The sequence below is a fragment of the Pseudoxanthomonas sp. genome, assembly GCF_036845285.1.
Taxonomy (GTDB): Bacteria; Pseudomonadota; Gammaproteobacteria; order Xanthomonadales; family Xanthomonadaceae; genus Pseudoxanthomonas_A.
In genome coordinates this window covers 103193-119232 of the sequence record NZ_DAIUEE010000007.1, presented here as the reverse complement: position 1 = coordinate 119232, position 16040 = coordinate 103193, and the positions used below count along the sequence as shown (strand labels likewise).

The window sequence follows — 16040 nt, the reverse complement described above, 5'->3', positions numbered from 1 at the left end:
AGCGCCACACGCCCATGACGACCGACCTGACCGCACTCACTGCGGCCCCTGTCCTCGTACTCGTCCTTATTACCTCGCCCACAACTGCGGGACGGACCGGCGTGTAAGCAACAAGCAACGCCAGATTCGCAAAACCCCGCACTGAGAAGTGCGGGGTTTTTTGTTTAAGCGCCTTTCCCTTTACCTCAACCCTCCAGGAAGCACGCTCCATGACCACCGCCAACGCACTCCCGCAACCCAAGATCGCCGTCGTCGGCTACGGCAGCCAGGGCCGCGCGCACGCGCTGAACCTGCGCGACTCCGGCTTCGATGTCATCGTCGGCCTGCGCCCGGGTGGCCCGACCGAAGCAAAAGCAGAAGCCGACGGCTTCGTGGTGAAGGCACCGGCCGACGCGGTGAAGGACGCCGACCTGGTCGCCGTGCTGACGCCGGACATGGTGCAGAAGAAGCTCTACGCCGAGGTGCTGGCGCCGAACATGAAGCAGGGCGCGGTGCTGCTGTTCGCGCACGGCCTCAACGTCCACTTCGGCATGATCGAGCCGCGCGCCGACCTGGACGTGGTGCTGGTCGCACCGAAGGGTCCGGGCGCGCTGGTGCGTCGCGAATACGAGATCGGCCGCGGCGTGCCCTGCATCTACGCGGTGCACCAGGACAAGAGCGGCAAGGCCGAACAGTTCGCGCTGGCCTATGCCGGCGGCCTGGGCGGCGCGCGCGCCAACATCATCAAGACCACCTTCAAGGAAGAAACCGAGACCGACCTGTTCGGCGAGCAGGCTGTGCTGTGCGGCGGCGCGTCGTCGCTGGTGCAGGCCGGCTTCGAGACGCTGGTGGAAGCCGGCTACCAGCCCGAGATCGCCTACTACGAAGTGCTGCACGAGCTGAAGCTGATCGTCGACCTGTTCTACGAAGGCGGCATCACCCGCATGCTGGAGTTCATCTCGGAGACCGCGCAGTACGGCGACTTCGTCAGCGGCCCGCGTGTCATCGACGCCAGCGTCAAGGCGCGCATGAAGGACGTGCTGACCGACATCCAGAACGGCACCTTCACCCGCAACTGGCAGGCCGAGTACGACGCCGGGCTGCCGAACTACAAGAAGTTCCAGCAGGCCGACAAGGACCACCCGATCGAGAAGGTCGGCAAGGAACTGCGCGCGAAGATGGTGTGGCTGCAGGCCAACGCCGCCCAACCCGATACAGACGAGCAGGCCGCCGCATGAACGCCGCTGCGGCCACTGCCCCACGCAATGGCGCCCGCTGGCTGGCCCACGCCCTGGAAGCCGAGGGCGTGGACACGCTGTTCGGCTACCCGGGCGGCACCATCATGCCGTTCTACGACGCGCTGGTGGATTCCAGCCTCAAGCACATCCTGGTGCGCCACGAGCAGGGCGCGGCACTGGCCGCGAACGGGTACGCACGCGCCAGCGGCAAGGTCGGCGTGTGCGTGGCCACCTCCGGCCCTGGCGCGTCGAATCTGGTGACCGGCATCGCCGATGCGATGCTGGACTCGGTGCCGATGGTCTGCCTGACCGGCCAGGTCGCCACCACGCTGATGGGCACCGACGCGTTCCAGGAACTGGACGTCTTTGGCCTGACCCTGCCGATCGTGAAACACAGCTTCGTCGCCCGGCGCGTGGACGACCTGCCGGAGATGGTCCGCGAGGCCTTCCGCATCGCGCGCGAGGGCCGACCCGGGCCGGTGCTGATCGACCTGCCGAAGGACGTGCAGATGTCGGATGCCTCGCACCTGCCCGACCACGTGCCGGCCAGCGTCGATCCGGTCCCGGCGCCGGAAGACGCGAAGCTGGCCGACGCACTGGCCGCGATCGCCGGTGCCGAGAAGCCGGTGATCTACGGCGGCGGCGGCATCGGCATCGCCGACGCGGTGGACGCGTTCCGCCAGTTCGTCGACGCGACGAAGATCCCCACCGTGCTGACGTTGCGAGGCCTGGGTGCGCTGCCCGCCCACCATCCGCACTACCTGGGCATGCTGGGCATGCACGGTACCCGCGCGGCCAACATGGCAGTGCAGGAAAGCGACCTGCTGATCGTGGTGGGTGCGCGCTTCGACGACCGCGCCACCGGCAAGCTGGCCGAATTCGCCCCGTTCGCGCGCGTGCTGCACATCGACGCCGATGCCTACGAGATCGGCAAGCTGCGCACCGCCGAAATCGCGGTGCCCGGCGACGTCGCCACCAGTCTGAAGGCGCTGACGGCGGCACGCAGCACCTGCGACGCATGGCGCGCGCGCTGCGCGGGCAACCGCGAGCGTTTCGGCTTCCGCTACGACGCACCCGGCACCGACATCTATGCGCCCGGCCTGCTGAAGCGGTTGAGCGAAGTGGCGCCGGCCGACGCGATCATCGCGTGCGACGTGGGCCAGCACCAGATGTGGGTGGCGCAGCACTGCAAGTTCACCCATCCGCGCAACCACCTGACCAGCGGCGCGCTGGGCACGATGGGCTTCGGCCTGCCGGCCGCGATGGGTGCGCAGTTCGCCTGTCCCGACCGCACCGTCGTCCTGGTCAACGGCGATGGCGGCTTCATGATGAACGTGCAGGAACTGGCCACCATCGCCCGCTGCAAGCTGCCGGTGAAGATCGTGCTGATCGACAACAGCGCGCTGGGCATGGTGCGGCAGTGGCAGGAACTGTTCTTCGCCGAGCGCTACAGCGAGATCGACCTGTCCGACAACCCGGACTTCGCCGCGCTGTCGCGCGTGTTCGGCATCCCCGCGCACCACATCAGCCAGCGCGACGAGGTCGAAAGCGCGCTGGCCGACCTGCTGGCGAAGCCGGGTCCGGCGCTGCTGCACGTCACCATCGACATCAAGGCCAACGTCTGGCCGCTGGTGCCGCCGAACCACGCCAACAGCTCGATGCTGGATGCCAATCCCGCAAAACAGCCCGCCGAGCCTGCCGTCGCGGCCGACGGACCGGAGAAGAAGAATGCGTTACCGGCTTGAACTCAAGCTCAAACCTGCCGAGGGCGCATTGCTGCGCGTCCTGGGCATGATCGAGCGCCGCGGTTTCCCGCCCCATGCGGTGCACGCCACCCACGATAGCGAAGGCTATTGGGCACTGGCGCTGGTGATCGACAGTACCCGCGCCCCGGAGACCCTGCGCCAGCAGCTGTTGAAAATCTACGATGTCGAGGAATTGTCGTTCAGTGCCGTGCAGGAACTGAGCCGGGATCGCCGCCACCAGGACCGTGCTGCATGAAGGCCGTACCCGCCAACGCGGTCGTAGCGGTCCGGAGGCGTCTTCTTCGACATCAGCCGTTCGCGTGCCGCGATGCCTGATGCCGGTCGCGCCACCGCCGGCAAGGACCCCGACGTAGGCGACGTCGTCGTCACCGTGGCCGACGTGCTGGCGGCGCAGGCGCGCCTGCGCCGCTACCTGCCGCCGACGCCGATGCACCATGCCGAGCGCTTCGGCGTGATGCTGAAGCTGGAGAACCTGCAGCGCACCGGCTCGTACAAGGTGCGTGGCGCCTTGAACGCGTTGCTGGCAGCGCGCGAGCGTGGCGACCATCGTCCGGTGATCGCCGCGTCCGCCGGCAACCATGCGCAGGGCCTGGCCTGGGCCGCCTACCGCCTGGGCGTGCAGGCCATCACGGTGATGCCGCACGGCGCGCCGGAAACCAAGATCGCCGGCGTCGCCCATTGGGGCGCCACCGTGCGCCAGCACGGCAACAGCTACGACGAAGCGTTCGCCTTCGCGAAGGAACTGGCGGAGCAGAACGGCTACCGCTTCCTGTCCGCGTTCGACGACCCGGACGTGATCGCCGGCCAGGGCACGGTCGGCATCGAGATCGCGCCGCACACGCCGGACGTGGTGATCGTGCCGATCGGTGGCGGCGGCCTGGCCTCCGGCGTCGCGCTGGCATTGAAGTCGCAGGGCGTGCGCGTCGTCGGCGCGCAGGTCGAGGGCGTAGACTCCATGATCCGCGCGATGAAGGGAGACACCACACCGAAGGATCCCGTCGCCTCCCTCGCCGACGGCGTGCGGGTGAAGGTGCCCGGCTTCATCACCCGCCGCCTGTGCACGCAACTGCTGGACGATGTCGTCATCGTGCGCGAAGCCGAACTGCGCGAGACGCTGGTGCGGCTGGCGCTGGAAGAGAACCTGATCGCGGAAGGCGCGGGGGCGCTGGCGCTGGCCGCCGGCCGTCGCGTCGCCGGCAAGCGCAAGTGCGCCGTCGTCTCGGGTGGCAACATCGACGCGATGGTGCTCGCCCAGCTGTTGTCCGACGTGCGTCCACGTGCGCCGCGCAAGCCACGCCGCCGCAGCGTCGACGGCGACCCCTCGCTTGCCACCGGTCGTGCGCCCAGCCGCGCGGCCGCCCCGAAGCCCCCCATCAAGACCGGGGCGCGCCGCATCGCGGTCGCCGCCACGGAAACAGAAGTACACGAGGAATCCATCTGGTGAATACGACCATTCCCACCCCCGCGCAGATCCGCATTTTCGACACCACCCTGCGTGATGGCGAGCAATCCCCCGGCTGCAGCATGACGCCCCAGCAGAAGGTGGTGATGGCCCGTGGCCTGGCCGACCTGGGCGTGGACATCATCGAGACCGGCTTTCCCGCCAGCTCGCAGTCCGACCGCGAGGCGCATGCGCTGATCGCGCGCGAGTTGCGCGACACTACCCTGGCGGTGCTGTCGCGCTGCCTGCCCGGCGACATCGAGACCTCGCTGCGCACCCTGTCGTCCGCCGCGAGGCCGCGCCTGCACCTGTTCCTGTCCACCAGCCCGCTGCACCGCGAGCACAAGCTGCGCATGAGCCGCGAGCAGGTATTGCAGTCCATCGACACGCACGTGCGACTGGCGCGCGGCCATGTGGACGAGATCGAGTTCTCGGCCGAGGACGCGACCCGCACCGAGGAAGACTTCCTGCACGAGGCCATCGCCACCGCCATCGCCGCCGGCGCCACCACCATCAACCTGCCCGACACGGTCGGCTTCACCACGCCGGAGGAGATCCGCCGCATGTTCGAGCGCGCCATCGCCAACGTCGCAGGCGCCGGCAACGTGGTCTTCAGCACGCACTGCCACAACGACCTGGGCCTGGCGGTGGCCAACTCGCTGGCCGCCATCGAAGGCGGCGCGCGGCAGGTGGAAGGCTCGATCAACGGCATCGGCGAGCGCGCCGGCAACTGCGCCATCGAAGAACTGGTGATGGTGTTGAAGGTGCGCAACGCGTTCTACAACTTGGACACCCGCATCGACACGCAGCGCATCGTGCCCACCTCGCAGCTGCTGTCGCGGCTGGTCGGCATGCCGGTCCAGCGCAACAAGGCGATCGTCGGTGCCAACGCGTTCGCGCACGAGTCCGGCATCCACCAGCACGGCATGCTGCGCCACCGCGGCACCTACGAGATCATGCAGCCGCAGGACGTAGGCTGGCCGTCGTCGCAGATGGTGCTGGGCCGCCACAGCGGCCGCGCCGCCGTCGAGCAGCGCCTGCGCGCGCTGGGCTACTGGCTGGAGGAGGACGAACTGAAGCTGGTGTTCGAGCAGTTCAAGGCGCTGTGCGAGCGGCAGCGCGTGGTCGGCGACGCCGATCTGCAGGCGCTGATGCAGGATGCGGCGGTCAGCGACGGCTACCGGCTGTCTTCGATGACGATCAGCGACGTTGGCAGCCGCGCGAACGCGCTGGTCGAACTGTCGGATCCGGACGGCAACCGCATCTCCGAAACCGCACAGGGCAATGGTCCGGTCGACGCGCTGTTCAGCGCGCTCGCTGCGGCGACCGGCGTGCAACTGCAGTTGGAGAGCTACCAGGTGCACAGCGTCGGGATCGGCGCGGATGCGCGTGGCGAAGCCAGCCTGTCGGTGCGCTGCGAAGGCGAAGAATACGAAGGCACCGGCACCAGCAAGGACATCATCGAGGCGAGCGCGCTGGCCTGGCTGGATGTCGCCAACCGGCTGCTGCGCCAGCGCCGCGTCGAGCGGCAGGAAGTGGCGGCGGCGTGAGGGGTATCCACTGCTCCGTACAAGCCCCCTCCCCCGTTTCACGGGGGAGGGCTGGAGTGGGGGCGAACCGGAGCCGGCCGCCCCTTCCCGACTGCACCGCTTCGAACGCAACGCCGCTTGCCCTATCCGGCGCCATCTCTTTCCTTGAACATCCGTGACTTCGTTCCGCCCCCATCCCAGCCTTCCCCCGCACGCGGGGGAAGGAGCTTGAACCCACTGCCGAAAGACCGCGAAAACATCCGATGAGTGCTTCTCCTTCACCCCGCACCCTGTTCGACAAACTGTGGGACGCCCATGTCGTCGTCCCCGAGACCGACGCGGCGCCCGCCGTGCTGTACATCGACCTGCACCTGATCCACGAGGTCACCTCGCCGCAGGCGTTCACCGAGCTGAAGGCGCGTGGCCTGTCGCCGCGCCGCCCGGACCGCACCAAGGCGACGATGGACCACTCCACCCCGACCCTGCCCGCCGGTGCGGACGGCAAACTGCCGTACTACACGGCCGCTGCGCAGACACAGGTCGAAACGCTGGCCCGCAACTGCGCCGAATACGGCATCGAACTGTTCGACATGGCGTCGCCGAACCGCGGCATCGTCCATGTCATCGCGCCGGAACAGGGCTTCACCCTGCCCGGCATGACCATCGTCTGCGGCGACAGCCACACCAGCACGCACGGCGCGTTCGGCTCGCTGGCGTTCGGCATCGGCACCAGCGAGGTGGGCCATGTACTGGCCACGCAATGCCTGCTGCAACGCAAGCCGAAGACCATGGCGATCACCGTCGATGGCGCGCTGGCGCCGGGTGTCGGCGCCAAGGACATCATCCTGCACGTGATCGGCGTGATCGGCGTCAACGGCGGCACCGGCCATGTCATCGAGTTCCGCGGCAGCGCCATCGAGGCGCTGGACATGGAGCAGCGTATGACCCTGTGCAACATGTCGATCGAAGCCGGCGCACGTGCCGGCATGGTGGCGCCGGACCAGACCACCTTCGACTGGGTGGCGAAGACGCCACGCGGGCCGAAGGGTGAGGCCTTCGACAGCGCGGTCGCGTACTGGACGACGCTGCGCAGCGACGACGGCGCCGCCTTCGATGCGGAAGTGCGCGTCGACGCCGCCGACATCCGGCCGACGTTGACCTGGGGCACGCATCCCGGCACCGCGATCGCGGTGGATGCGCCGATTCCCGCACCCGCCGACGCCGCCGACCAGAAGGGCCTGGACTACATGCACCTGAGCGCCGGCCACGCGCTGGAAGGCACGCCGGTGGACGTGGTGTTCGTCGGTTCGTGCACCAACGGCCGCCTGCGCGACATGCGCGAGGTGGCGCAGGTACTGCGCGGGCGCAAGGTCGCGGATGGCGTGCGCATGCTGGTCGTGCCCGGCTCGGAGATCGTCAAGCGCGAGGCCGAGGCCGAGGGCATCGACGCCGTCGTGCGCGAGGCAGGCGCCGAATGGCGCGAGTCCGGCTGCTCGATGTGCATCGCGATGAACGGCGATCTGGTCGCGCCCGGCCAGTTGGCCGTGAGCACCAGCAACCGCAATTTCGAGGGGCGCCAGGGTCCCGGCGCGCGCACGCTGCTGGCGTCGCCGCTGACGGCCGCATGGGCGGCGGTGAACGGACGCGTCAGCGATCCGCGCGACCTGTTCGATGCACAGAAGGCGGTGGCGTGATGGCCGGCTTCAACGAAGTGCGCTCGCAGAGCGTGGTGCTGGCGCAGACCAATATCGATACCGACCAGATCATTCCCGCGCGTTTCCTGTCGACGACCGAACGCGCCGGCCTGGGCAGGAATGCCTTCAACGACTGGCGCTGGCAGGCCGACGGGTCGCCGAACCCGGCGTTCGCGTTCAACCAGCCGCAGAACGCGGGCCGGCAGATCCTGCTGGCCGGCCGCAACTTCGGCTGCGGCTCCTCGCGCGAGCATGCGCCGTGGGCGCTGACCGACCTGGGCCTGCGCGCCATCGTCAGCAGCGAGATCGCCGACATCTTCCGCAACAACAGCCTGAAGAACGGCCTGGTGCCGGTCGTACTGCCGGAAGCCACGGTACAGGCGCTGATGCAGCGGCCGGACGACGAGCTGGTCGTCGATGTCGCCGCGAAGGAACTGCGCACGCCCGACGGTGCCGCCTTCGCTTTCCCGCTCGATGCTTTCGCGCAGACCTGCCTGCTGCAGGGCGTCGACGAACTGGGCTACCTGTTGGCCCGCCACCCCGATATCGAACGCTACGAGGCCACCCGCCATGCACGCTGACATCGCCCTCCTGCCCGGTGACGGCATCGGTCCCGAGGTCACCGCCGCCGCCGTGACCGTGCTGCGCGCGCTCGCGCGACGCCACGGCCACACGTTCGACTTCCACGAATACGACATCGGCGGCATCGCCATCGACAAGCATGGCGAGCCGCTGCCGCAGGCCACGCTGCAGGGGTGCCAGCAAGCCGATGCGGTGCTGCTGGGCGCCGTCGGCGGACCGAAGTGGTCGGATCCGAATGCGAAGGTCCGTCCCGAGCAAGGGTTGCTGGCCTTGCGCAAGGGACTGGGCCTGTTCGCCAACCTGCGCCCGGTGCGCCCGCACCCGGCCGCGCTCAACGCCTCGCCGATCAAGCCGCACCTGCTGACCGGCGTCGACATCGTGGTCGTGCGCGAACTGACCGGCGGCATCTACTTCGGCGAGAAGACGCGCGATGCGCGCGGCGCCAGCGACCTGTGCAGCTACAGCGTCACCGAGATCGAACGCGTGGTGCGCAGCGCGTTCAGGCTGGCGCGCCAACGACGCAGCCACCTGGTGTCGGTGGACAAGGCCAACGTGCTGGAAACCTCGCGCCTGTGGCGCGACGTCGCCACGCGTATCGGTCGCGAGGAGTTCCCGGACGTCGCGCTGGAACACCAACTGGTCGATTCGATGGCCATGCACCTGTTGTCCAAGCCGCGCGAGTACGACGTCATCGTCACCGAGAACATGTTCGGCGACATCCTGACCGACGAGGCCTCGATGCTGGCCGGCTCGCTGGGCCTGCTGCCGTCGGCGTCGCTGGGCGACGGCAAGATCGGCCTGTACGAACCGATCCACGGCTCGGCGCCGGACATCGCCGGCAAGGGCATCGCCAATCCCTACGCCACCATCCTCAGCTGCGCGCTGCTGCTGCGCCACTCGCTGGGCCTGCACGAGGAAGCCGACTGCATCGAACGCGCGGTCGATGGCGCGCTCAACGCACAGGTGTTCACCAACGACCTGGCGACCGGCGGCCGCGGCGTCTCCACGCAGGTGGCGACGCAGGCCGTGCTCGAGCAGATGCAGGCGCGGTGCTACGTGGCGGAACTGCGCGACTGACGCTCGCCGTGACCTGAGCCCGTCGTCCCCTGCGTTGAACCGAATGCAGGGGATGCACGAACGGGAGGGGCACGATGCCTACCACGCAGATCGAGAAGTACCACGTCATCTATTCCGCCAACACGTTCCGGCGCCGCATCGGCCTGATGGCCGGCGGCGCCTACATCGGCCAGCTGGTCTTCCATGCCAACGGTGCTGCCTTGCCCGCCGACGGCCTCAATGGCACGCAACCGCAGTTGCATTACCACCTGGACGACTTCCAGAACGCGATCGACCTGCTGCGCAACGAGAAGCCGGTCTACCTGCTCTACAACGGCAGTGGCGGCGGCTTCGAGAACGCGTTGCTGACCGATCCGGAAACGGTGGGCGAAGGCGAGGCGAGCGGTCTGCGCTTCGTCGGACGCTGACGACGCGCGCGCCTCATCCCGACACGAGACGGTTGCGCCCCTGTTGCTTGGCGCGGTAGAGGCGTTCGTCGGCGATGCGCAGCAGGTCGCGCAGGTCCTGCCCGGCGCCAAGCTCCGCCACGCCGATGCTGACCGTGCAACGCAGGCTGCCGCCATCCGGTGTATCGATGTCCGCCTGGGCGATGCCTTCGCGCAGCGTTTCCAGGCGTGCACGCGCCACGGACCACGGCAACTGCTGGCAGACGAGGAATTCCTCGCCGCCATAGCGCGCGATCAGTACGCCTTCATGGTGGCCCACCAGTTGTTCGGCCAGTGCGGCCACCTGCGACAGCACGTCGTCGCCGAACGCGTGGCCGTAGCGGTCGTTGACGGCCTTGAAATGATCGATGTCCAGCAAGGCCACGCACAGCGGACGCCCTTCGCGCCGGCTGACCTCCAGCGCATCGGCGAGGAACATATCGCCTGCGCGGCGGTTGGCCAGCCGCGTCAGCGGATCGTGGCGCGCCTGGTAGGCCAACTGTTCGAGCAGGCGCGCATGCGCTTCGCCCGCCTGCTCGAGTTGCGCGTTCTTGTCGCTCAGCTCTGCGGTCCGCGCATCCACCAGCGCTTCCAGCCGGCGCTGGCGGTGCCGGTGGCGACGCATCGCCAGCAACAGGACGCCCCAGCCCATCAGGCCCAGCAGCACCGCATACATCGCCACCGCCCACGCCCGCATCCACCACGGTGCCGCCTTGTCCAGCACCACCGCGCGCGTCACCACGTCCTCCGGCTTGCTCCAGTCCGCCGGCGCATTCATCACCTGGACTTCGAAGCGGAGTTTTCCGGAAGGAAGGTTGGTATAGACCGCGTCATGGGCGGCGCCGTTGTCGGTCTCGATCCAGTCGCGGTCGAAGCCGACCATCCGGTAACGGTAACGCAGGCGTTCCGGCGCACGCTGGTTCAGGCCGGTGAAGCGGATCACCACGCGCCGCGTGTCCGCGGCCAGCGCGTAGTGCTCCTGCAGGGGCAGTACAACGCCATCGGCCTCGACCGCCTCCACCACCAGCGTGATGCCCTGGGCGCGCTGGCGCCGCGCGTCGTCGGGATCGATCACGCCGATCCCGTTCGCCGTCGCGAACCACAGCTTGCCGTCCCGCATCGGCCAGCCCGCGGGCGCGGAGGCGCCATTGGCCTGGCTGCTCGGCAGGCCATCGGCCTGGGTGAACGCTTCCACCGGCAACCGCGCCAGATGATGGTTCTCCACCGCCGTCAGCGCTGCGCGCGAGATGCGGAACACGCCGCGGTTGCTGGACGTCCAGAAGTCGCCGTTGTCGTCCTCCAGCAGGCGGAACAGGCGGTTGTTCGGCAGGCCCTGGCGATGGTCGAACTGCACGAAGATGCCGTTGCGCCAGTGCAGCAGGCCGCGGTCGGTGGCGATCCACAGGCTGCTGTCGGGATCGGCCAGGAAGTCGAACGCCGCGACGGCCGGGAAATCGGACATCGGCTCCCACCGCTGCACGTTGCCGTCGCGGCGCATCATCGCCATGCCATTGCTCGTGCCGATCCACAGCACGCCCTGCGCCGTTTCGTACAGCACGTACACATTGCCTTTCGGCAGGCCGTCGTCCGCGTCGTAATGGCGTGCGATGCGCCCATCGCGATAGACGGTCACGCCTTCATTGCTGCCGATCCAGAGCGAGCCGTCGGCGCGCTCCAGCAGCGCGCGCACATGGTTGGAGGGCAGGCCATGCGTCTCGTCGATGCGCCATGGCCGGGCCTGCGCACTGCCGGTGGCGGGCAGGTGGATCACGCCCTGGTCGTAGGTGCCGATCCACAGTCCGCCGTCGCGCGCATTGGCCATCGACAGGACCGAGGGGTCCGTCTTGCCATCGAATGCCAGCGACACGGCGCGGCTCTGGCCTGCCTGCCATACGTCCACGCCCATCGGATGGCCGATCCAGACGCCCTGCCCAGGCCGTTCGATGATCGCGCGCACATAGATGTCGCGCAGGCCGCTGCTGCGTGTCAGTCCGAACAACGGTCCGTCGGAGATCCGGTACAGGCCATTGGTGGTGCCGACCCACAGCAGGCCGTCGCGATCCTCGAACAATGCCGGCGCCAGCCGCCCCATCAGGCCGTTGCGCTCGCCCAGTGTTTCGTAACGCCCCTGCGCGTAGCGCCGCAGGCCATCGAGCGTGGAGATCCACAGGTTGCCATGGCGGTCCTCCAGCATGGCTTCCGCGCGCTCGCCGGTGATCTGCTGGGCGCGGCCGGCTTCGAGCCGCCACACGCCCCCGCCTCCGCCGACCAGGATGCCGCCCCACCGCGAGGCCTGGATCGCCAGCACCGAGGTCTCCGGCAAGCCCGCTTCACGTCCCCACTCGCTGGCACGGCCGCCATCGATCCGGAACAACCCGTGCCGGTTGCCGACCAGCGCCCGTCCGCCCGGCAGCGGCAGGATCGCCAGCACGCGCTCGTTCGCCAGCCGCGGATGGGTACTGCCGATCTCGTGCAGTTCGCCCGTGGGCGTCATCCGGAACAGGGTGTGGTCCGTACCGATCCACAGGGCGCCGTCCGGCCCGAACCGCAGCACCGACACGTCCGCCAGCGTGCCGGCCTGTCCTGGCAGGCGCTGCCAGCGCCCCTGGTGGAAACGCAGCACGCCCGGACCCACCCGGCCCAGGCTCAGCACCATGCCGCCCTGCGGATGCGGCGTGATCGCGCGTACCCCCTCGACCTCCAGTCCCTGCACGGTGCCGGCATCGTAGGGCGTGAAGCGGCGGCCATCGAAACGCGCCGCGCCCTCCCACGTGCCGGCCCAGAGGTAACCGTCGGCATCCTGGCTGATGGTGTGCACCAGGTTGTGCGGCAACCCGTCTTCCATCGTCCAGCGCGCGATCGTGTACTCGTCCACCTTGCGCGCGGGGTCGAGCGCCCACGCTGGCGCGCCGGCAAGCAGGACCAGCAGACACAGGCCGGTGGTGAACAGGCGGCGCACGGCGGGCACGGGGTCCGGAGGACTTCGACCTTTCCAGTATCGGCTGCAACGGGGGGCTTCTTGAACCCCCCGCCTCGCGCCCCCTATTCCACGGCGCGCTCTTCCGGCCGGACCTTGAACCAGGTCGCATACAGTGCCGGCAGGAAGAACAGCGTCAGCACCGTGGCCACCGTCAGGCCGCCCATGATGGCGACGGCCATCGGACCGAAGAACGCGCTGCGCGACAGCGGGATCATCGCCAGCACCGCCGCCAGCGCGGTCAGCACGATCGGCCGGAAGCGGCGCACGGTCGCATCGATGATCGCGTGCCAGCGGTCGTGCCCGGCGCGGATGTCCTGGTCGATCTGGTCCACCAGGATCACCGAATTGCGCATGATCATGCCCGCCAGCGCGATGGTCCCCAGCATGGCGACGAAGCCGAACGGCACCCGGAAGACCAGGAGCGCCAGCGTCACGCCGATCAGGCCCAGCGGCGCGGTCAGCAGCACCAGCGCCATCCGCGAGAAGCTGCGCAGCTGCAGCATCAGCAGCGTGGTCACGGCCAGCAGGAACAGCGGCATGCCGGCGGCGATCGACTTCTGGCCGCGCGCCGAATCCTCGACCGTGCCGCCGGTCTCCAGCAGGTAGCCCTGCGGCAACGTGGCCCGGATGTCGTCCAGGGTGGGCGAAATCTGCGCGACCACGGTGGGCGCGGTCACGCCATCGCTGTTCAGGTCGGCGCGCACGGTGACGGTAGGCAGCCGGTCGCGATGCCAGATGATGCCGTCCTCGAACGCGTATTCCAGATTGGCGATCTGCGACAGCGACACACTGCCGCCGCTGCTCGTCGGCACGGCCAGGCTGCCCAGCAGGTCCAGCCGCGTGCGTTCTTCTTCCGGCCCGCGCAGCAGGATCTCGACCAGCTCGTTGCCCTCGCGGTAGGTACTGACGCTCAGTCCCGACAGCGAACCAGACAGGAAGTGCGACACCTGCGCGGTGCTCACGCCGAGGGCGCGCGCACGGTCCTGGTCGATCTGCAGCCGCACGATCTTGCTCGGCTCGCTCCAGTCCAGGTTGACGTTGGTGACGTGCGGATTGGCGCGCACCTTCTCCGCCATCTGCCGCGCAATCGCCTGCACGCGATCGATATGTTCGCCCGAGATGCGGAACTGGATCGGATAGCCGACTGGCGGACCGTTTTCCAGCCGCGTCACGCGGAACTGCAGTTCGGGGAACTGCGGCGCCACCTCGTCGATCAGCCAGCGGCGTGTCGATTCGCGCGATGCGGTGTCGTCGGTCAGCACCACGAACTGCGAGAAGTTCGCCTGCGGCAGCTGCTGGTCGAGCGGCAGGTAGAAGCGCGGCGAACCGGTACCGATGTAGGCGACGTAATTGAGGATGCCGTCGCGCTTGGCCAGCAGCTTTTCGAGCTTGCGCGCCTGCGCGTCGGTGGACTTCAGCGAACTGCCTTCGGCCAGTTCCAGGTCCACCATCAGTTCGGGGCGCACCGAATCCGGGAAGAACTGCTGCGGCACGAACCGGAACAGCGCGATCGACGCCACGAACGCCGCCGCGGTCACGCCGATCACCAGCCAGCGGTGGCGCAGGCAGAACGCCAGCCAGCCGCGGAAGCGCTGGTAGAACGGCGTGTGGTACGGGTTGTGGTCGTGCGCGTCATGCGGCTTCGGCGCCAGCATGCCGACGTACTGCGGCCAGCGATCCGCCAGTCCCGCGCGGAACGCATGCCAGCGCGCCGCCAGCGATCCCGGTTTCGGCGGCTGCGGGTTGCCGAGGTCGGGCAGCATCTTGTCGCCCAGGTACGGAATGAACAGCACGGCGGCGATCCACGACACCACCAGCGCGATGGTCACCACCTGGAACAGCGAGCGCGTGTACTCGCCGGTGCTGGACGCGGCGGTCGCGATCGGCAGGAAGCCGGCCGCCGTCACCAGCGTGCCGGTGAGCATCGGGAATGCGGTGGATTCGTAGGCAAAGCTGGCCGCCTTCAAGCGGTCGAAGCCCTGCTCCATCTTGATGGCCATCATCTCGACCGCGATGATCGCGTCGTCCACCAGCAGGCCCAGCGCCAGCACCAGCGCGCCCAGCGAGATCTTGTGCAGGCCTATGCCGAAGTAATGCATCACCGCGAACGTCATCGCCAGCACCAGCGGGATCGATACCGCCACCACCAGACCGGTGCGCAGACCCAGCGAGAAGAAGCTGACCAGCAGCACGATGATGACGGCCTCGGCCAGCACGCGGACGAACTCGCCGACCGAATCCTCCACCGCCGCCGGCTGGTCGGACACCTTGCGCAGTTCCATGCCGAGCGGCAGCGTCTTCTGCAGCCGATGAAACTCGGCTTCCAGCGTCTCCCCCAGCTTGAGGATGTCGCCGCCGTCCTTCATCGCCACCGCGATGCCGATGCCGGGCTGTCCCATGAAGCGCATGCGCGGCGCCGCCGGATCGGCGAAGCCGCGCTTGATCTCGGCGATGTCGCCCAGCTTCACCGTGCGGCCCCCGGCGCGGATCGGGAATTCGCGGATCTCGTCGACCGAGGTGAACTCGCCGCTCACGCGCAATTGCACGCGATCGCTGGGAGTTTCGAAGAAACCGGCCGGCGTGACCGCATTCTGTTCTTCCAGCGCCTGCTGCACGGCGCTCAGCGGAATGCCCAGCGTGGCCAGCTTGGTGTTCGACAGCTCGACCCAGATCTTCTCGTCCTGCAGGCCGACCAGTTCGACCTTGCCGACGTCATCCACGCGCTGCAGTTCCAGCTGGATGCGGTCGGCGTAGTCCTTCATCACCGCGTAGTCGAAGCCTTCGCCGGTGAGCGCATAGATGTTGCCGAAGGTGTCGCCGAACTCGTCGTTGAAGAACGGACCGATCACGCCGCTCGGCAGCGTGGCGCGGATGTCGCCCACCTTCTTGCGTACCTGGTACCAGAGCTCCGGCATGTCGCGCGAGCGCAGGCTGTCGCGTGCGGCGAAGATCACCTGCGATTCGCCGGGACGCGAGTACGAGCGGATGTACTCGTAGTTGCCGGTGGTCATCAGCGCCTTCTCGACGCGCTCGGTGACCTGTTGCGAGACCTCTTCGGCGGTCGCGCCCGGCCACACCGTACGCACGACCATCGCCTTGAAGGTGAAGGGCGGGTCCTCGGACTGGCCCAGGTGCTTGTACGACCACGCACCGATGAGGCCCAGCAGGATCATCGTGAACAGCACCAGGCTGCGGTTGGTCAGCGCCCACTCGGAAAGATTGAAGCGGCGCATGGGTCAATGACTCCCCGCGATCAGCCCCCTCCCCCGTTCACGGGGGAGGGTTGGGGCAGGGGCGAACGTGTGCAGTCTTTGTCCGGAAAGTCCGAG

The 16040-nt window shown here is 68.4% G+C and carries 11 protein-coding genes; 9 read left to right on the top strand and 2 right to left on the bottom strand.

The features are described 5' to 3' along the window. The first annotated feature begins 209 nt into the window (after positions 1 to 209). The 9 genes from ilvC (at position 210) to V7060_RS10610 (ending at position 9713) form a co-directional block, all read left to right on the top strand. Positions 210 to 1217: a ketol-acid reductoisomerase gene (ilvC, locus tag V7060_RS10650; RefSeq protein ID WP_334179210.1), complete on the top strand. Its 1008-nt coding sequence runs from the start codon at positions 210 to 212 to the stop codon at positions 1215 to 1217. Beyond that, positions 1214 to 2962, top strand: coding sequence for an acetolactate synthase 2 catalytic subunit (ilvG, locus tag V7060_RS10645; RefSeq protein WP_334179209.1), 1749 nt, complete (start codon positions 1214 to 1216; stop codon positions 2960 to 2962). Before ilvC ends, ilvG begins: the two co-directional genes overlap by 4 nt. Next, positions 2946 to 3218 (top strand): ACT domain-containing protein, encoded by a 273-nt coding sequence (locus V7060_RS10640; RefSeq protein WP_142123274.1) that lies wholly within the window; start codon positions 2946 to 2948, stop codon positions 3216 to 3218. Before ilvG ends, V7060_RS10640 begins: the two co-directional genes overlap by 17 nt. 72 nt (positions 3219 to 3290) lie before the next feature. Next, entirely contained in the window at positions 3291 to 4427 is a 1137-nt protein-coding gene (locus V7060_RS10635; RefSeq protein WP_334179208.1) for a threonine dehydratase, read from the top strand. Further along, positions 4424 to 5974: a 2-isopropylmalate synthase gene (locus V7060_RS10630; protein ID WP_334179207.1), complete on the top strand. Its 1551-nt coding sequence runs from the start codon at positions 4424 to 4426 to the stop codon at positions 5972 to 5974. Before V7060_RS10635 ends, V7060_RS10630 begins: the two co-directional genes overlap by 4 nt. 242 nt (positions 5975 to 6216) lie before the next feature. Then, positions 6217 to 7647: a 3-isopropylmalate dehydratase large subunit gene (gene leuC, locus V7060_RS10625; RefSeq protein ID WP_334179206.1), complete on the top strand. Its 1431-nt coding sequence runs from the start codon at positions 6217 to 6219 to the stop codon at positions 7645 to 7647. Further along, positions 7647 to 8228, top strand: coding sequence for a 3-isopropylmalate dehydratase small subunit (gene leuD, locus V7060_RS10620; protein ID WP_334179205.1), 582 nt, complete (start codon positions 7647 to 7649; stop codon positions 8226 to 8228). The genes leuC and leuD overlap by 1 nt, the downstream gene beginning before the upstream one ends. Beyond that, positions 8218 to 9306, top strand: coding sequence for a 3-isopropylmalate dehydrogenase (leuB, locus tag V7060_RS10615; RefSeq protein ID WP_334179204.1), 1089 nt, complete (start codon positions 8218 to 8220; stop codon positions 9304 to 9306). The genes leuD and leuB overlap by 11 nt, the downstream gene beginning before the upstream one ends. Positions 9307 to 9380: 74 nt before the next feature. Further along, on the top strand, positions 9381 to 9713 hold the full coding sequence (locus tag V7060_RS10610; protein ID WP_334179203.1) for a hypothetical protein: 333 nt from the start codon (positions 9381 to 9383) through the stop codon (positions 9711 to 9713). A gap of 13 nt (positions 9714 to 9726) precedes the next feature. Here the strand turns inward: V7060_RS10610 and V7060_RS10605 are convergent, their stop codons facing one another. After that, complete coding sequence (locus V7060_RS10605) at positions 9727 to 12690, bottom strand: two-component regulator propeller domain-containing protein (protein ID WP_334179202.1); 2964 nt, start codon at positions 12688 to 12690, stop codon at positions 9727 to 9729. Positions 12691 to 12773: 83 nt separating this feature from the next. Beyond that, positions 12774 to 15944, bottom strand: a complete 3171-nt coding sequence (locus tag V7060_RS10600; RefSeq protein ID WP_334179201.1) for an efflux RND transporter permease subunit — start codon at positions 15942 to 15944, stop codon at positions 12774 to 12776. Between the last annotated feature and the right edge of the window lie 96 nt (positions 15945 to 16040).